Source organism: Bradyrhizobium sp. LM2.9 (assembly GCF_054056555.1).
Genome location: NZ_JBSRYJ010000002.1, coordinates 7135428 through 7152458 on the forward strand (window position 1 = coordinate 7135428; position 17031 = coordinate 7152458).

Annotated in this window: 9 protein-coding genes and 6 pseudogenes; 12 read left to right on the forward strand and 3 right to left on the reverse strand. The window is 58.2% G+C overall.

Annotated elements, in window-relative coordinates:
• Positions 1 to 683 precede the first annotated feature (683 nt).
• The 5 genes and pseudogenes from ACVWW3_RS36335 to ACVWW3_RS36355 all read left to right on the forward strand — a co-directional run.
• Complete coding sequence (locus tag ACVWW3_RS36335; protein WP_456672322.1) at positions 684 to 1289, forward strand: hypothetical protein; 606 nt, start codon at positions 684 to 686, stop codon at positions 1287 to 1289.
• Positions 1207 to 2685 carry an MFS transporter gene (locus ACVWW3_RS36340; RefSeq protein ID WP_456651499.1) on the forward strand — a complete coding sequence of 493 codons (1479 nt, stop codon included), beginning with the start codon at positions 1207 to 1209 and terminating at the stop codon, positions 2683 to 2685. The genes ACVWW3_RS36335 and ACVWW3_RS36340 overlap by 83 nt, the downstream gene beginning before the upstream one ends.
• Positions 2686 to 2909: 224 nt before the next feature.
• Positions 2910 to 4037: a TlpA family protein disulfide reductase gene (locus ACVWW3_RS36345; protein ID WP_456651498.1), complete on the forward strand. Its 1128-nt coding sequence runs from the start codon at positions 2910 to 2912 to the stop codon at positions 4035 to 4037.
• Between the two features lie 613 nt (positions 4038 to 4650).
• A pseudogene (gene dctA, locus ACVWW3_RS36350) lies at positions 4651 to 5947 on the forward strand (C4-dicarboxylate transporter DctA).
• Between the two features lie 572 nt (positions 5948 to 6519).
• Positions 6520 to 6976: pseudogene (locus tag ACVWW3_RS36355) on the forward strand (P-type conjugative transfer ATPase TrbB); the annotation flags it as partial.
• Positions 6977 to 7509: 533 nt separating this feature from the next.
• On the opposite strand, the pseudogene ACVWW3_RS36360 reads toward ACVWW3_RS36355, so the two are convergent.
• Positions 7510 to 7973, reverse strand: a pseudogene (locus ACVWW3_RS36360) (IS5 family transposase); the annotation flags it as partial.
• A 290-nt stretch (positions 7974 to 8263) separates the two neighbouring features.
• Between ACVWW3_RS36360 and nifB the strand changes: the two are divergent.
• The 5 genes and pseudogenes from nifB to ACVWW3_RS36385 form a co-directional block, all read left to right on the forward strand.
• A pseudogene (gene nifB / locus ACVWW3_RS36365) lies at positions 8264 to 9753 on the forward strand (nitrogenase cofactor biosynthesis protein NifB).
• 12 nt (positions 9754 to 9765) lie between these two features.
• The gene (locus tag ACVWW3_RS36370) at positions 9766 to 9990 is read left to right on the forward strand and encodes a ferredoxin (protein ID WP_456651496.1); all 225 of its coding nucleotides are present in this window, start codon (positions 9766 to 9768) and stop codon (positions 9988 to 9990) included.
• Between the two features lie 21 nt (positions 9991 to 10011).
• Positions 10012 to 10365, forward strand: a complete 354-nt coding sequence (locus ACVWW3_RS36375) for a DUF3024 domain-containing protein (RefSeq protein ID WP_456652111.1) — start codon at positions 10012 to 10014, stop codon at positions 10363 to 10365.
• Positions 10366 to 10401: 36 nt separating this feature from the next.
• Entirely contained in the window at positions 10402 to 10671 is a 270-nt protein-coding gene (locus tag ACVWW3_RS36380; protein WP_456651495.1) for a hypothetical protein, read from the forward strand.
• Positions 10672 to 10826: 155 nt separating this feature from the next.
• Positions 10827 to 10994, forward strand: a pseudogene (locus tag ACVWW3_RS36385) (DegT/DnrJ/EryC1/StrS family aminotransferase); the annotation flags it as partial.
• Positions 10995 to 11934: 940 nt separating this feature from the next.
• Here the strand turns inward: ACVWW3_RS36385 and ACVWW3_RS36390 are convergent.
• Entirely contained in the window at positions 11935 to 12963 is a 1029-nt protein-coding gene (locus tag ACVWW3_RS36390) for an IS110 family RNA-guided transposase (RefSeq protein WP_456652110.1), read from the reverse strand.
• Between the two features lie 116 nt (positions 12964 to 13079).
• Positions 13080 to 14633, reverse strand: a pseudogene (locus ACVWW3_RS36395) (ISL3 family transposase).
• Positions 14634 to 15581: 948 nt separating this feature from the next.
• Here ACVWW3_RS36395 and ACVWW3_RS36400 point away from each other — a divergent pair.
• Both ACVWW3_RS36400 and ACVWW3_RS36405 read left to right on the forward strand, forming a co-directional pair.
• Positions 15582 to 15782, forward strand: coding sequence for a hypothetical protein (locus ACVWW3_RS36400; protein ID WP_456651494.1), 201 nt, complete (start codon positions 15582 to 15584; stop codon positions 15780 to 15782).
• 211 nt (positions 15783 to 15993) lie between these two features.
• Positions 15994 to 17028, forward strand: a complete 1035-nt coding sequence (locus tag ACVWW3_RS36405; RefSeq protein ID WP_456672323.1) for a formyltransferase family protein — start codon at positions 15994 to 15996, stop codon at positions 17026 to 17028.
• The last annotated feature ends 3 nt before the right edge of the window (positions 17029 to 17031 follow it).

Below are 17031 nucleotides of genomic sequence, written 5' to 3' on the forward strand. Positions count from 1 at the left end.
CCCGCCCAGTGCGGCCGACACTTCCCCTGAGGCCTCCTGACAAGTGAGTGGTCGCACCGGGCCAGCAGATACGTTTCAACGGCCGTGGGGCCGGGCTCAACGCGCGGCACGCGAACGGTTGTACGTCCTATCGCACGTTGGTGATGCATGCCGGAAATCGGTGAGGCGCAGGTGTTTTTGGTCGCGCGCATGAGCTGGTGCGCTTCTTATGAGACGCATCACCCCACAGGGAATAAGGCCGGTGCGTCCGCGCGGGTCGTTCGCGACCTCGAGGGCGCGAGGGCGTCGTCTAGATTGCGCCTGCGCCTCTCTTTGGATCGATAACTTTGTCGATTTCAAGTAAGCGTGCACGTACCGTCCGCGAAATCGCGCGTCTGTCGGCGACCTGACTGTCTAGAGGGACAAGAGGCTACGACTCTGGCGCTGGTCTTTAGGAATCCGCCGTTTCTTTCTTTCGGTACGCCAGACTGCGACCAGAACGTCCCCGCGGTTGAAGCGACATGCGGTCTCGGCCTTTTTGTCATGCGTCATCGCAGAGCGATTCATCCGTTGTTTCGACCGAACATCCAGACCACGCGCGTGCAAGCGCGGGCGGTGTGCGGTCGCAGAGAGAAGGAAGCTGGAGTATGCAGATTAGCGGCGGGCGCCGGGAAGAACGGAGCTCAAGTCGGAATGAAGCTGAGGTGGACGCGCAGCCGAGTCCAAGCGAAGCTCAGCAGACCAAAAAGATAACAATTCAACTTTCTGAGTGCATTTTCCGGCGACTCCAAGCCGCGACTGACCGCTGTGGTATGGGCAAGAGCGTCGTCGTCGAGGCGGCTCTTGAGCGCTTCCTGGATCCGGCGCCGCCTATAGAGGGTCTTGTTTACGAGGCGATCGAGCGAACGAGTGAGCAGGTGATCAGTCTGCGGACGGACATTGCGACGATCGCGGAAATAGTGGCTCTCCATGTGCGATACCACCTCACGCTGACGCCGCCAATGCCGCCATCCAAGCAGGACGAGGCGTGCGTACTCGGGCTCGAGCGCTTCAAGGCTTTTGCCGAGCAGGTCGAGCGCCGCGTACGGTTTGGCCGGCCCTTGCTGCAGGAGGCAATTGATAGCTCGGGAAATTCCACCGGATCCGGGCCTGAAATGGGCGGCGGAGCGTCACGCGCCGTTCCACGAGCGCCAGTTGAAGAAGAACCCCACTGTGTGGCGGTCGTAGGTGAAAACTCAGACGCGGGTGCTGTCGCCGAGGAGGGCGGCAGCAATATCCACTTTCGACAGCTGCCAAACGCCTTGTGTTAAAGCCAGTGGCCGCGCTTCGAGCAACACGCGCAGCGATGCCGCTGGGCTGATATCAGGCGAGAAGCTCAACCGGCGTTGGAGCTGGCGGATCATCTCTTGCGTGTTCCTTCCCTTTGCCGCGGGATATTATCTTTCCTACCTGTTTCGGATGATCAACACGCTCATTTCTGGCCGCCTCGCCTCTGATTTGGAGCTTGGCATGGCCGATTTGGGGCTGTTGGGCTCGATCTACTTTCTGGTTGTTACCGGCAGCCAGATTCCGATGGGCATGCTCTTGGATCGCTTCGGTCCGCGCCGAGTCCAGTGTGCGCTCTTGCTGCTGGCTGCCGCAGGCGCTGCGCTTTTCGGATTATCGAGTGGATTTCTGTCGCTTCTGGTTGCTCGCGCGATGATTGCATTCGGCACCGCAGCTTCCCTCATGTCTGGCCTGAAAACAGTCGTGCTCTGGTTTCCGAGAGAGCGCGTGGCGCTCATCAACGGCTGTATGATCATGCTGGGTGCGCTGGGCGCAGTAACGGCAACCGCACCAGCCGAGGCATTGCTTAACTGGATAGGGTGGCGCGGTCTATTTGAGCTGCTTGCCGCATCCAGTGCCTCCGCGGCCGCTTCGATTTATTTTTTGGTTCCAGAGCATGAGGCAACTGCGAAGAGCCCTCCAGGGACAGTCAGCCTGAAGACCGTCTATACGGATGGGCGGTTCTGGAGAATTGCGCCGATCTCTTCAACATGTATCGGGTCGGCGTGGGCCCTGCAGTCCTTGTGGGCAGCGTCCTGGCTGAGCGATGTGGAAGGCTTGGATCGAACAAGCCTTGTCACACAATTGCTCGTCATGGCGATAGCCCTAAGCATTGGCGCGTTGCTGCTCGGCGTGGTCGCCGATTCGCTGCGCCGGCATGGCAAGAACATTGAAAGGTTGCTCGCAATCATAGCTGCTGTGTTCATTGCAGCCGAACTCGCGCTGATATTGCATCCGCCATTCCCGTCGCTACCGTCGTGGATCGTTGTGGCGGTGGTCGGATCAGCAATCGTCCTCAGCTACGCGATCATCGGAGATTACTTTCCGGCCCAACTGATCGCGCGCGCAAACGGCGTGCTCAACGTTCTGCATTTCGGGTGGGCTTTCCTCGTCCAGTACGGGACGGGGGTAATTCTCGAGCAGTGGCCGGCAAAGGACGGACACTACCCCTCAATCGCCTATCAGACGGCGTTCAGTATCAATGTTGTGCTGCAGCTGGTCGCCCTAGTTTGGTTCATCGCCCCTTCGTTCAAAGAGTTGAATTGGAAATCTGAGATCGCCGTCAAGCGCAAGTCGACAGGCCAAAGCAGGTCAGTTCACGTTGTAATCCCGACCGCTCAAATGGTTATCCTGGAAACCGATCAAGACGTGGAGTGGTGAACTCGGCCTTCTGCATGACTTCCCCTCGTCGGTCTACAGGCGCGTCAAGATCGTCCGGTCGCCGGCCTACTGATTGCCTGAGAAGCTCCAAACAGCTGGTCGGATATGCGACATGCGTCGCAAGGTCGACAGGAATGATACGTAGAATGCGTAATATCAATGAGTGCTGGCTGGCATGCGGCTTGCTCTTGTTCTCCGTAGGGCCAGGTAAAGGTGATTGAGCAATGACCAGTGTGACTGAGAGCGCGAGTCAAGTCGGTGCGGAGAACGTGCTGAGAGTCGGTTCGCCGGCTCCCTCCATCAAAGTTGAGGACTGGCTACGTGGCCAGCCCGTTACGAAGTTCGAACCTGGGAAAGTATACATCATCGACTTTTGGGCGACGTGGTGCGGACCATGTATCGCCTCGATGCCGAAGTTGGTGAGTCTGCAAGGCAAATACAGGAGCAACGGAGTTGAGGTGGTGGGCATCGCGGCTAGCGAACAAGCTTCGACGGCAGATGAGGCGCGAGCCAGCTTGGACGCTTGGCTGACGAAGAGCTTGCCAAATCTGAACTTCCCGATCGCATTCGACTACGCCGGCGAAATGAACAAGCTTTGGATGGATCCCAGCTTTTCTGTCGGAATTCCGTCGTCGTTCGTGGTCGATCGTGATGGCCGCTTGGCCTTTATCGGCGATCCGACGAAACTCGACAACGTGTTGCCGAAAGTTCTGAACGGCTCCTGGGCAGGGAGCGACGAAGCCAAAGCCCTGGATGCGGAGAGGATAAACACGGGTCAACGCGTAAAGCGCGAACGAGCGCTGGTGGAGCCGATCTTTGCCAGACTTAGAGCCGCCATGAATAGCAAGGATTGGGCGGCAGCCGTTTCAGCTGTTGAGGAGGCACTCGCTGCGAGGCCGGACGAAGTCGAGCTCCGTGGGCTTCATGCGGAATTGTTGCTTTACAAGATACGGGACATGCCGGCCGGCCTGGCGGTATTGCGCGAATTGGTTCGCGACGCAATCGGCAAGAAATGCGTGGTTTGGATGTACGTGGCCATCCGCCAACTCTTCGACCCCGCCAAAGACTACTCCGGTTTTCCACATGCCGACCGCTTTGCCATGGGCAAGGACCTCTGCGAACACATCCTGGCGGCGAATCCGCCCCAAGGCAGCGAGGTCGCGAAGTTCCTCTCGTACGGGCCGGTTGCTCAGTACTATTACGAGACTGGTGAAAAGGATCGCGCGATCGAATTGCTCGAGGTGACGCTGAAATGGCTGGATGCAGCGCCCATCCCGGATGAAGCGAAACGGAAGGGAGTGCAGCGCTCCCTCCAGACCTTAGCGAGCTACAGGGGCGAGAAGCTCTCTTAGGAGGAGTGTTGTGCGAGACCGCAAAACAAAGCTTCCGAAAAGCCGGAACCGGAATCGCGAAGGGAGGCAGCGTGAGCAATGCTGCTTGCCATGTCTTCTCGGCCCTTGCGGTTTTGCGATCGAAGTCGATGCCTTTGGGAACGCCGGGGCATTCACCTAAAGTGAAGATAGCACGAGTGAGCGGGTGAACGCAGGCAAGCCGCACCACCACAAGTGTTCTGCGGTGAATGTTAATTCAAGGTACGTCGCGCTCTGGCGCGACGGGGGCGAGAATGCCTGTCCAGGTCAAGAGTGGTCGCCGCCTGCTAGAGTTGGTCTCTTAATAAGATGCTGGTGGCATCTTCGAACAAAAAAAATAGAAATGGGTGGTGACGTTGATGCATTCCAACTCTCAAGGAAGCTTTCTCAAGTTTTTACCGCTGGTTTCAGAAGGGATTCAGGACTTTGTTTCGCGCTGGCCGCAAGCCCATTCGGGAGAGGCGGCAAACCGTGGCAACGGACGGGGTTTTTTAGAGCGGTCAGTGCGCTGTGCGCGCCGCGCTAAGGGAACACTGAGCGAGGCCGTGCCTTCATTGTCACCCCTCTTTGGTGCCACGGCGCCGGGTCGAGCGTGATGTACAATCACCGCCAGCGCCGCTCTGTCAAAGCCGCCGCCGCGTTTCAGCCATCTGGCCCCTGGTACAATGTTCTTTACATCCAGGTACTCATCGCGATCCTGATTGGCGTTCTCGTTGGCTGGTTGTGGCCTGCTGTAGGGACGAACGGCTGGGTCAAAGCGCTTGGTGACGGATTCATCAAGCTGATCAAAATGGTGATCGCGCCGATCATCTTCTGCACTGTTGTGTCCGGAATTGCGCATGTTCAGGATGCACGAAAGGTCGGCCGTGTCGGCGTCAAGGCGCTGCTTTACTTCGAGATCGTGTCAACTTTCGCGCTGATCTTGGGTCTCGTGATGGGCAATCTCGTTCAGGCCGGCCATGGGCTCGCTCCCAGAGCTGATGCCGCGGCGGTAGCCAACTACGTCAAAAGAGCGGAAGGGCAGAAGGCGGTCGATTTCCTCCTCAATATTATTCCGGATAGCGTAGTTGGCGCTCTGGCTCGAGGCGATGTCCTTCAGGTGTTGCTGTTTGCCATCCTATTCGGGTTCTCGCTGATGGCGCTTGGCGAGCGGGGTGAGCGGATGCGCAGTCTGGTCGACGATGCTGCACACGCGGTGTTTGGTGTCATTAGGATCATAATGAAGGCAGCGCCAATCGGGGCGTTCGGCGCCATGGCCTACACTATCGGCGAATTCGGACCGTCCGCGCTCGGTAAACTCATCGGATTGGTTGCGCTGTTCTATGTGACAGCCGGGCTCTTCGTGATCATTGTGCTTGGCCTGGTCGCGCGCTTGGTCGGGTTTTCTATTCTAAAGTTCATCGTCTACATCAAGGATGAGCTGTTGATCGTGCTCGGAACGTCGTCATCCAGAAAGCGCGCTGCCGCAGTTGATGGAAAAACTCGAACGGCTGGGCTGTTCCAAGCCGGTCGTGGGCCTGGTGGTGCCGACAGGATACTCTTTCAATTTGGATGGGACCAACATTTACATGACGTTGGCGACCTTGTTCATCGCGCAGGCGCTCGGGGTCGATCTCGACTTCAGCCAGCAGCTCACGATACTCGTTGTGGCGATGCTCACCTCGAAGGGCGCAAGTGGTGTTACCGGTGCCGGGTTCGTCACCCTGGCCGCAACGTTGACGGTGGTCAGTCCTGACCTCGTCCCGGGCATTGCGATCGTATTCTCGATCGACAAGTTCATGAGCGAGGTGCGCGCGCTTACCAACATCATCGGGAACGGTATTGCCGCGGTGTTTGTGTCGTGGTGGGAAGGTGAACTCGACCATGTCTCGCTACACGCGCAGCTCAAGTAGATCGGAGATCTCAGCTCGGCCATTGCGGATTAGAAATCACTCTTTGAATGCCTGCATTCTGCGTTGGCAAGCCTCGTGCAGTACTGGGCCAGCCTGTATCCAGGGGGAATGGTGCAGGGTCATTACGATCACGGTGGTGCACCAGACCAGCGTCGGCATTACTGCCTGCGGCAGCCCGCCGGCTGATGTGGTTCATTATCCCGGGTTTGAGCTTCCTCAAAAAGCGGGAGCTCAATCGTGCCCACGTGAGGGAGCGACAGTGGTTCAGGAGAAGCAACGGGGCCTGAGCAAACACCGCGACCGGGAGAGGCGGAAAATAGTAAGCTCCGGATCATTGGTCATTGCTGATTTCTCGCCTCGCCGTCGAGGGGTTGGCGCGTCAAGCCGGTGCTCTTTTCGAATGTTCCTTTCTCTACGCTAGACTACGAACGGCATTTTCCCGTTGTTGCGGTAACACACGACCTGTCTTTTATTTGCCTTCAGATGAGGGCGCCCGAAGCGGCCTCAGCAGCTTGGCGCAAATCGTGGCGATCCATTCTTTTGATTCAGAAGCGAACGTCCGCGGAGCGCGTATGCTGCGTACCGCGTTGCGGCCCGCCATCGTAGGGTTTTTGGAAGATGCGGCGATCGTCGAGGTGATGCTCAATCCCGATAGCCGACTGTGGATCGACCGACTGTCGAGCGGCCTTACGTATACCGGCAAGAAAATATGCCCCTCTGACGGAGTGCGAATCATCCGCGTGGTGGCTCACTACGGGTGCCGAGGTTCATCCCGGGAGCCCACGGATTTCTGCCGAGCTGCCCGAGACGGGGGAGCGCTTTGAGGGGCTCCTGCCGCCGGTCGTTGCTGCGCCAACATTTGCGATCGGAAAGCCGGCGGTCGCCGTGTTCAGCCTCGAGGATTACGTCGCACTCGTCATCATGACGCCGGATCAGGCCGGTGCATTGAGGGATGCAGTTTGCGCGCGCAAGAACATTCTAGTCGCCGGCGGCACCTCGACCGGCAAGACGGCACTGACCACTGAGCTGGGGTCTTGCCAGCCTGGACAGGGCCGGCTGAGGCGCGCCGAAGCAAGGGACCTCTCTCCAATTTAGGTCCATGAGCTTGGCTTGTGCTAGGGAGTTAAGCCACTGCGCCAAGTCGGCACGACAAACCGGCTGAGTTGCCTCCGCGCAAGCGCGGAGTAACTGCTGGCTAACGAGGCCGGCGCAGCCAACCTGGACTGTCACGATCTCCGCCGGCGGATGGCCCGTCGGTTCTGATTGACCAGAGGCGGCATGGCCGCAGTCGGGCCCAACACGAAACTTTCTTGGTGCTGCCCGCGCGCTCTTGATCGGCTGTCGCTTCAATGATCAGAGTTTCGCGGCAGATCACCAAACGGTTGGCTGAGCGTCCATTACGCGATCGTCGCTCCGCAAGCACTCGCGCGCAACGAACTCTGCTTTCTGCTCGAGCGACGCCTGACACCGATCGCGATATGGCTCCCGCACGTAATAGAGATATTGATCGCCAAGTAGCGGCGCAAAGCGGGCTGCTCGCCCCGGTCCGCTAGGGTCCAGACTCAATCGAGCCAATATGCGACGAGGGCGGCGAGATGGAACAACGGCCAAGAAATTCCGGGCGAGCTTGTTATATCGTGTGGCGATGCGCCGGAAGTCCTTGAGCCGGCAAAAGCAGCGTTCGATGACATTTCGGCCTTCGTAGGCGCGTTTGTTGAAGCGATGGATGACGACACGGTTGGATTTATTGGGAATGACGGGCTTGGCGCCGTGTCTAGCGATTCGGCGCGAAGGTTGTCACCGTCGTACCCTTTGTCTGCGAGAAGCGCGCTCATGGGTGGCGCGAGCGCCAGAACATCGGGCGCAGCAGCGATGTCGGCATCCTGACCTGGGGTCAGATGCAGGACGACCGGTCGGCAGAACGGATCGCTCAGCGCATGGAGTTTTGTCGTACGGCCTCCCCGCGAGCGGCCGATTGCCCGATTGTGCTTCCCCCTTTTCCGCCGGAGGCACACCGACGAGCGGGTTGGGAGGATGCCACGCGAGTTCAATGAGAACGCAACGATCATCTCCGTCGCAATTGCGACGCCTGTCGCATTTGCGACGAGTGAACTGTCTCTGACGCGTGCCACAAATGTGCAGATCACTTCCAGCTGACCCATTCACGTGGCGGGAATGCCATCGCCCCCGAGATGGCACGCGAGTTGCTGACTCTCGTTCTGGGGCCCCTCATGCTGGTCGCCACCAGGAGAATTGAATGTGAACGCTGTTGCCGGACGCGGAAAACATGTCAAAGATGCCGAGGATAGCGGCGGGATGCGGGTCATCACCGAATATAAGGGTTGCCGGAGCTCTTCGAACAATGGCAAAGGACGCTGTGGGTCACAGGCTGCCTCGGGCGATCTGCCGTCCGAAATCGTGGACAAAGCTAAGAGCCATCCCTGCTATAGCGAAGAAGCTCATCATCATTACGCTCGCATGCATGTCGAGGTGGCGCCAGATTGCAATATCCAATGCAACTACTGCAATCGCAAGTACGACTGCGCCAATGAATCGCATCCGGCTGTTGTTGGTGAGAAGCTCACTCCTGAGCAGGCGGCGAGAAAGCTGGTCGCGGTCGCCACGACAATTCCACAGCTGACTATCCTCGGTATCGCCGGCCCCGGCGAGGCTTTGGCCGATCCGAAAACGACATTCAAGACTTTTGAACTCGCTGTCAGGGCGGCGCCCGACATCAAGTTGTGTCTACCAACGAACGGGCTGGACCTGCCTCGACGCGATATGCCGCTGCAAAATCGACCACCTCACCCATCGACACGATCTATCCCGAAACCGGTGCCAGGATATATAAATATACTTGGAGTTTCCCCAACCACAAGCGCTACACCGGAATCGGGGCTGCGAAACGAATCTCCACTCGCTAATTACGAGGTCTCGAGATGTTCACGGAAGAGGACTTCCTGTGCAAGATCAATTCAGTGATGGTTCCCGGCACTAACGAGCAGCACCGCATCGAGGTCAATAGGGCGCGAAGTCGCGCGGCGCCTTCTTGCATAACACGCCACTGATCTCCGCGCCCGAGCACGGCACAGCATTCGGGCTCAAAGGCCAGCGAGGCCCGACCAGCGCAGGAATTGGCGGCGCTGCAGGATGCTTGTGAAGGTCAGATAAAGATGATGCGGCATTGCCGCCAGTGCCGCGCTGACGCCGTCGGCCTGCTCGGAGATGATCGCAGCAGCGAGTTCACCATAGAGAAGGTCATGGCCATGGACGTTCAATATGACCTCGAGACGCGCAAGGCTTATCAGGCCAAGATTGAGGATGAGCCTGCGGCGAGGATCACGACCAGGCAGGAAGAGTTAGCGGAACTCGCTGGCGAAATGAGCGAGGTCAAGCTTCTGGCCGCAGTCGCAACCAAAGTCTCGGGCCTCATTAATGAGCATTTTGGGCATGCTAGGGAGTTCCAGGTATACGAACTCTCGACATCCAGCGTCAAACTCGTCGGGCACCGTCATGTCGACGTTTACTGCCAGGGCGGATATCGCGAGGAGGATCGGCTTGCGGGCATCATCCGCGCCATCAACGACTGCCATGCTGTATTCGTGGCCAAGATTGGTGGCTGCCCAAGAGACATTCTGATCAATGCTGGGATCGAGCCGGTCGATCAATACGCGCACGATACCATCGAGAAATCGGCGATCGGCTGGTTCAGGGGCTATCTCCATAAAATCAAGAGCGGCGAGATCCGGCACGTCCAGCGCGGCGACGCCGCGATGCGGCAAGAACCGCTGACCTCGGTCGCGTAAGAGGTTGTATCGATGCCATTCAAGATCATCGCCTCGCAACGTACGAGTTCCACGGCTTGTGAACCCTTATGCCCGAATGTTGCAACCTCCGAGAAGGCTGCAAACTTCGTAATTGAACCCAAGAAGTGCACCGAATGCATCGTCTATTTTGACGAAACGCAGTGTGTCGCTGTCGGTCCAGTCCAAAACACCTGCGTCATCGGCACATCAGTGATGTGTTATCAGGCGCCTGTCTGAAGGGGTGTGCTCGTGAACTTCATGCTGACAAAGAGATTGTTGAGAAAACTAGGGGCGATCCAGCATCCGAACGAGCGAGATCGCAAGCGGATCGAACGTGGCTTGATCTCGCGCAAGCAGTATGGCTATGTCTCGCCGAGTGTGACGCTGGTAAAAGTTGGCTATCTCATTGAGAGTTCCCACCGCTCACGCACAATCGACTACGACGGCGGTCAGATCGATGTCGCGATATTTCATTACGATGTCGTGAGCGGGGTCTGGAAGGTGTTTTTCAAGGATCATGCGCGAGGAAGTTGGAAAATTTACGGAATTTTCCACCGGCTGGCCTCGGCGATCGACGAACTGAACACGGATCCCGAGCGGCTGTTCTGGTAGTGATGCTCATTTGACAGCAGTCATATAGGAGCCACAATGGCGCTCGCCACAGAACAATTGATCGAGATCGAACGCCTACTTGCGACAGCTAACAGTGACACTAGCGCCGTTGCTGACCTAAGCCGCCGCTTTCCGCGGCTTACCTTCGTTCGATGTGATGCGGCGGGTGTGACGGAGCAGCCATTCCGCGGTCTTCCGCGGTTTGACCTGCATCTCATCGATGGATCGGACCGCTGCATGCAGATTACCGCCGGCCAGGCGCGAGCCACCGGATTGGTGCTGGCTGGAAGGCATGTTGGGCGGTGATCGGCACTGGAGCCGCAGAGAATCACCTCGATCACGCGGAGGCGGTGAATGCAATCTCGATTTCGGATCCCGATATCATTATTGCCGACTCTCAGCGAATTTCCAATCGGTCGACGATTGAGACGCTCCAATGAGCTTTCGCTGTCGGCCCGAAGGGTAGCGTTGCGGTTCCAAGCGGCACGATTGGGCTCCTGCTTGGCCTGAAGGCGCTCGGTATTAAACCCCGGCAGGAGGTAATGGCCTCCTCCTGTTCGTTCTCAAGATGGTCATGCCATCAATCTCGCGGACGCACCGGCCGGTGTTTGCTGACAAAACGTGGCTGAAGGCAATGCCAAAGAACGTATCACGCCTAACGCACGGGCAATTATCGCCGCCACCGCCAGGGGCCACCCGGCACCTATGCAAGTGCGAAGTTCAAGTCGCCGGCCGAGGTCCGCGCCGGGGAGGGCGAAACTGATCACGTCACAATCGAGCAGCCTCCGGTCTCTAAAGCTGGCAAAAAAAGGGAACGATATGAATCCGCAGATTACCATTCACGTCCGCTTCGCCCCGAATGGCAGGGTGATCCAGATCAGCGAGCGCCCGGCGAGGCTCACGCCCGACCAATGGTTTGATGTTCTCAGGGACCGAGCCGGCTCTGCCTATCGCCCACTGTCCCTGGTCGTGGCGTTTTTCGGCTGACCCGGGCCACAGTTGACACCTTCAAGCAAGAAACTGTCACGCCGGCATGAGCGAAGAGATCCTCGATAAACTGGCTAGCCTCCAGGTTGAGGTGTTCGCAAGCTGTCCAGCCGCTGCCATCGAGCGGGTCGCGCCAGGGCGTACGTCTGTCGCAGATCGAAGACATCGGCGAGGGCCTGCCGGTTACAACTGTTGTGATCCTGACTTTCGGATGACTATTGTCATTCGGCCCTTCAATTGCAGTTTGTTGTCAAGCTTACATTTCTGAACTCGCCCACGGCACGGTGGTAGTGCTCGCGCCGTCGGAGCTGGTCCGGGTTGCGGAGACGGCGCGGGCGCGGCTGATACGTGCCCTGCCGGCCAGGGCATTGGATCTCCCGGGCTTGTTGATGTCTTCGCTGGGGTCATGGTCCTTTCCGAGGTCGCGCAGCGCCTCATGATGATGTCCGGGTCGGGCGCCTCAACGTCTGCAGCGGAGTACAGTCAAGCCGCCACCAGCCGAATGAACGAGGTCGCCACAACGCCGTCCCAGCGGGACATCGCCAGTCCGGCAGACCGGACCAGGAACTCTACAAAATCGGATCAGGCTTCCTTCGCCTGGCCCCAATCGAAGGATGTGCCATCGACCCAGATACAGTGAAGAACGATGGCGATTTTGCGCGCGATGGCGACCTTTGCCTTTCGCATGCCAATCCTCTTGGCGAGCTTCATGCCCCAAGCCTTGAGAGAGGACCATTTCTTCGTGCGATAAAGCAGGACGGTCGCCGCCTCGTACAGGTAAGTTCGGAGAAGACGGTCGCCCCATCGTGATATCTTGCCATTAATGTCAGTTTCGCCGGACTGGTTGCGTCGAGGCGTAAGACCCAGATAGGCGCCGACGCTTGATGCCGATCGGAAGCGCGATGGGTCGTCGATCGTATGGCGGAAGGTCAAGGCGGTCACCACGCCGACACCAGGAACCGTCATTAGGCGGCGCGTCGTCTCATCCGACTTCGCCAATTGGCGGACTTCGTCGTCGAACTTGCTTTGCTGCTTGCAGATCTGCTCATGGATCGACAGAAGCGGCGCGACCACACCGCGGAGCTGATGGTCCTCGCCCAATAGCTCGCAGACCTGATTACGAAACTGCCGTCCGATCGCGCGTGGGAAGAGCAAGCCGTATTCTTTGATTAGACTGCGGACTTGGTTCTCGATATCCCGACGAATGGCCACGAGCCGAGATCTCGCGACGAGCATCGCGCGGATCCTCTGACTTTCCTCGCTCTTGACTTTGACTTCTCGATACCAGCCGACCCGCACCAGTTCGGCCAAACCTCGAGCATCATTCTGATCGCTCTTGTTCATGCGTACGGACAAAGCCGCGTGGGCATGACGCGCGTCGATGCAGACCACCGGAAGAGCAACCCTACGGAGTTCATGCCATAGCCAACTCGCCATCGCGCCGGTCTCAAATCCGATGCGCTCTGCCTGTGGCGCCCGCTTGCGAAGCAGTGCCGCGAGCGCCCCCGGGTCGGACTTGGCCTTTCCCTCGGACAAGACCTGCCCCACTTCGTTGACCACACATACTGATGTTTCTTTTTGCGAGACGTCGAGCCCAACATATTGCTTCATAGTCCCCGACATTGCGGGAAGGCTTGAAGATAGCGGACCTTTCGAGCCGCGGGCGCCGACCGCAATTACGTCATCGTCTGCAATATTCGCTCTGACGCAATTTTGGTGCATCGGGATCATGTAGCACCGATCAAGCGGGCCCGCAGAAGATCGAGCTTGGCGCGCCCGTACATCTGACGCTTGACGAGCTTGAGCTTGGTAATCTGACCCTCGGTCTGCCCGTTGGACCAAGACGTTTTAATCGCAGCGTTGATGGCGGCCTTGTCTCTGGTGACACCGTTGGCGAAGGACCCGACGAGACTTGCGCATGCTCGTTCCAGCCAAGGGTCAAGATCTACGTGAGCCTTCTTGCGGATCATCGTGTGGAAAGCGGCGATGATTTCGCGAGCTTCCACCAGGAGAGGAACGCCTTGCTCGATCGCCGCGATGGTAACGGTCTCAGACTTTGATAGTGCATCGCGGCCATTGGTCATCAGGCGGGCGATGGTTCTGGCAGACGGCACGCGCTGTATACTTTGAACATCGGGCGTTTCGGCGCGCCGACGGCGTGTCGTCCACTCTCTAACAACCCGCTCGGAGCCCCTAAAACCCAGCCTCCTGAGGCGACGCCACAAGTCGGCACTGTTGTGATGACCACTAGTCCACTGGGCATCAAGCCAAGACAGATGATGTTCGAGAGAACTCTCACGCACTCTGAACACATCCGTTCGCTGACCTCGGAGGACCTTGCGGACGAGGCCTCGGCTATGTCCCGTAAGTCGTACGATCTCCTTTATGGAGACGCCCGTCTCCGCCTGTCTGAGGATTGCCGCGTTGGTATCCTCACGCCGTAGATAACCCTCGTACTGGGTCCGCTCCGCGGCTGTCAACAAGGCAGGATTTATTGTGGCGGAGCCGACCGCCACACGAACCTGGCGCATTGATTTGCGGACCGCATCGAGAAATGCGTGGCTGGCATTCTCCATCAAATGCCAGCGGTCAGCGACCGGGGTGGCCTGCGGAAGCGCCTTGGCTACAGCAAGGGCGTAACCACCGCCGCGATCGCGCGCGACGACAGCAATTTGCGGCTGCCCCGAGAGCCAGGCCTGTGCAGTAGCTGGCTCTCTGTCGGGTAACAGGGCGATCGGTCGTCGCCGCTCGAGGTCGCAGATGATTGTTCCGTACCGCTGATTGCGCCGCCAGGCCCAGTCGTCGATACCAATCACGCTCGGCGCAGCAAAGGCGGACACCCGCGCCTTCGAACCACCCGAAGTAACGTATCGTTGCTCACGGGCAGCATAAGTCGACGGGCAAAACTCGCGGCCGGGCGGCCACCCAGGGCAAGCCCAAGGTGATGGACCAGCAGATCGAGCCGCGCCGTTCGCCGCGCCCACGGCGCCAGAGCCCCGTCATCGAAGCGCTCGGTGAAAATACGTCGCCCGCACATAACAGTGACGCAGCGGAAGCGGCGCGCCACGACCACCAGGCGAACCGGCCGCCCGCCAGCGGCAGATCGGTGAGGCATCGCTGATATCGGCTATGAATCCGCCCAGAACTGGCTCCGCATCCGGGACAGAGACTCTTGTCGCTCGTGGGACGGACGGTGATCACGGTCGTGGGCCATCACAGACGGCGCTCTCCACGTCAAAACCAGGAGGGATCAGGGCCGACGGTCGCAGGGCACGCTGCATCATGTTGATTCCTTTGTGAAACCAACGCGAGCCGGCGCTTGAACTTCATCAAAAGTGAGTCAGAGCCAAATTTGAACGCCGATTGACACTCGATCGCAGATTCCGCTTCGAGAGCGGTTTCGAGATTCAACTCGATCCGAAGCTTGAGCGAGGCAGGTACGCGGGTTCTCGTTTTGAGAATTTTCTTTCCCACCTTTATTCAAAACATGAGTCAGGTCGCGATCGTATGCACGAACACTCCGTGATCGCAACCGTGTCACACGTGCGCTACAGTATCGGCCGTGCTCGATCGGAATCGTCACGCACGCTCACGAAGTACCAGCCCCACTCCGCGTCCCCCATTGCTCGACGCGAGCCGAAAAACGCAGTTAAATTAAATAGATGCAGCGAACCGCATTCTCCTCCACAACCATCCGAACCATACGGGCCGGGACCTCGGGTGAAAGCTTGTTCGCCTTCTTGCTTGTCATGGCTCCATCCTCAGGATTTGGAGCCTCCGGCAAACCCGGATTGGTTCAATGCCCTGTGGAGTTGGCAAATCGTCAAACTCTCCGAGCCACAGGAATGCGCCAACGCGCCAACTACTTCGCAGCCGCTGGATGTGACCCCCGATAACGAGGACGTCCTCTTGGCGTCCACTGCGAGAGCCACTGACCTCAATCACGCACCATCGGAATTTTAAGAGAGTCACACCTGAAAAGGCGGTGCGGCCGGCCGGAAAAATCACTTTGACGTTCTAGGCTCCGCTTTTCTTTGCCCGGACACATCAGGCAAAATTCCAGAAGCCTTGGGCCGATTGCTAGCGCGCTCAATTTGTACGATGTCCCGCGAGGTCGGATAAGTGACATAGCAGTGTTAGGGCTAGCATACTGACAAAGAACGATTCCTCCTTTGGCACGATACATGCGTAGGCTCCTCCATAAACGCGCATTGAGGAGAAGTCGTCTGATGATCTCGCTCACCGGAAACTCAGACCAGGCAAAGATGGCAGCTGCGATTCTGCCGGAGACGATATCTGGAGGCGTGCGGCCTGCCCGCGACATTGGGAAGATCTTGGCGGCGCGCAAGAGTTTCGGCGCCGCCAATACCCCATTGCGCAAGCGACTTCGGGCGCGGTTATCCCGAGCAAATTCGAACCAGTGTGGCTGATTTGAGTCGCTTCGTGGCGCGACGCCATGGCGGGAAGCCCAGCTTGATGCATGGACTGCAGGAGCGGTGAAGATGACATATCAGGTATCTCCGGCGCGCGGGAGCGTCTGCCAACCAGGCGATCAGGACAGGCTACCTGAAGCGCGATCGATCCCCTCTACCGTCTTTGTCGGCAGTGGTACGCTCGCTATCAGATGCGTGCAGCTGGCAATTGAGATGGGGCCACGTCATTGGTGCAGCATTGTGTGCTGATGGCGTATTCCGCGATTGGGCTTTTCGCTCGAACATCCCGTCTATAGCAAGTGTTGAAGAGCTCTCTTCTTTTTTGAAGGCCGCGCCGGTAGATTTGATTTTCTCAGTTGCAAATCCGTTCATACTGCCAGCGGATGTATTGGAGTGGGTTCGTCGAGGTGCTTTTAATTACCACGACGGTCCATTGCCACGATATGCGGGAACGCACGTGACGTCCTGGGCGCTGCTGGCCCAAGAGACCGAATATGCCGTCACGTGGCATTGGATCGATGACGGTGTTGATACCGGTGACGTCGTGATCCAGCGCCAGGTGTTGATTTCGCCCACCGATACGGCACTGACCCTGAATCTTAAATGCCATGAAGCCGCAATCGAAGGCTTCCGCGAGCTCTTAACTGGCCTCGAGAACAGGAAGCTTTTGGCCTATCCGCAGGCACTGGTGGACAGAAGCTACTTTTTGAGACATCGACGCCCAGATTCCGCAGGCTGTCTGCGATGGGATCAATCCGCGCAAGAGATATCGGCGATGACACGGGCCCTAGGCTTTGGGCCGTATCATCTTAATCCAATGTGTCTGCCCAAGGCTCTCCTAAGCGATCAGGCTGTCAAAGTCAGAAACTTGGAGGTGTTGGCTCAAAGCTCGGGCAGTCCGGCAGGTTCCCTGCTTGAAGTCCACTCGAGCCATTGGCGTGTGGCGACGGGCACCGAGGACGTCGATGTTTGCTTTGGCGAACTCGATGGGCAGATGCTGGACGCGCGAGCCCTCGCCAGGCACTTGAAGCTGGATGAAGGTAGTCGCCTTCCGATCTTGAGCAATGAACAGGCGCGGAGCATAACTGCCACCCATGAATTGCTGGCGCCTCTGGAAGATTTTTGGCGACAGCGGCTCGAGCAGTTTAGAACATTGCATTCTCCTTTCCTGTCATCGTCCGTGGCTGCGGCGCCGCCCGGATGGCAGTCGAGTTCGTGGGTTCAGTCCAAGTGCTTTGGCTAAACT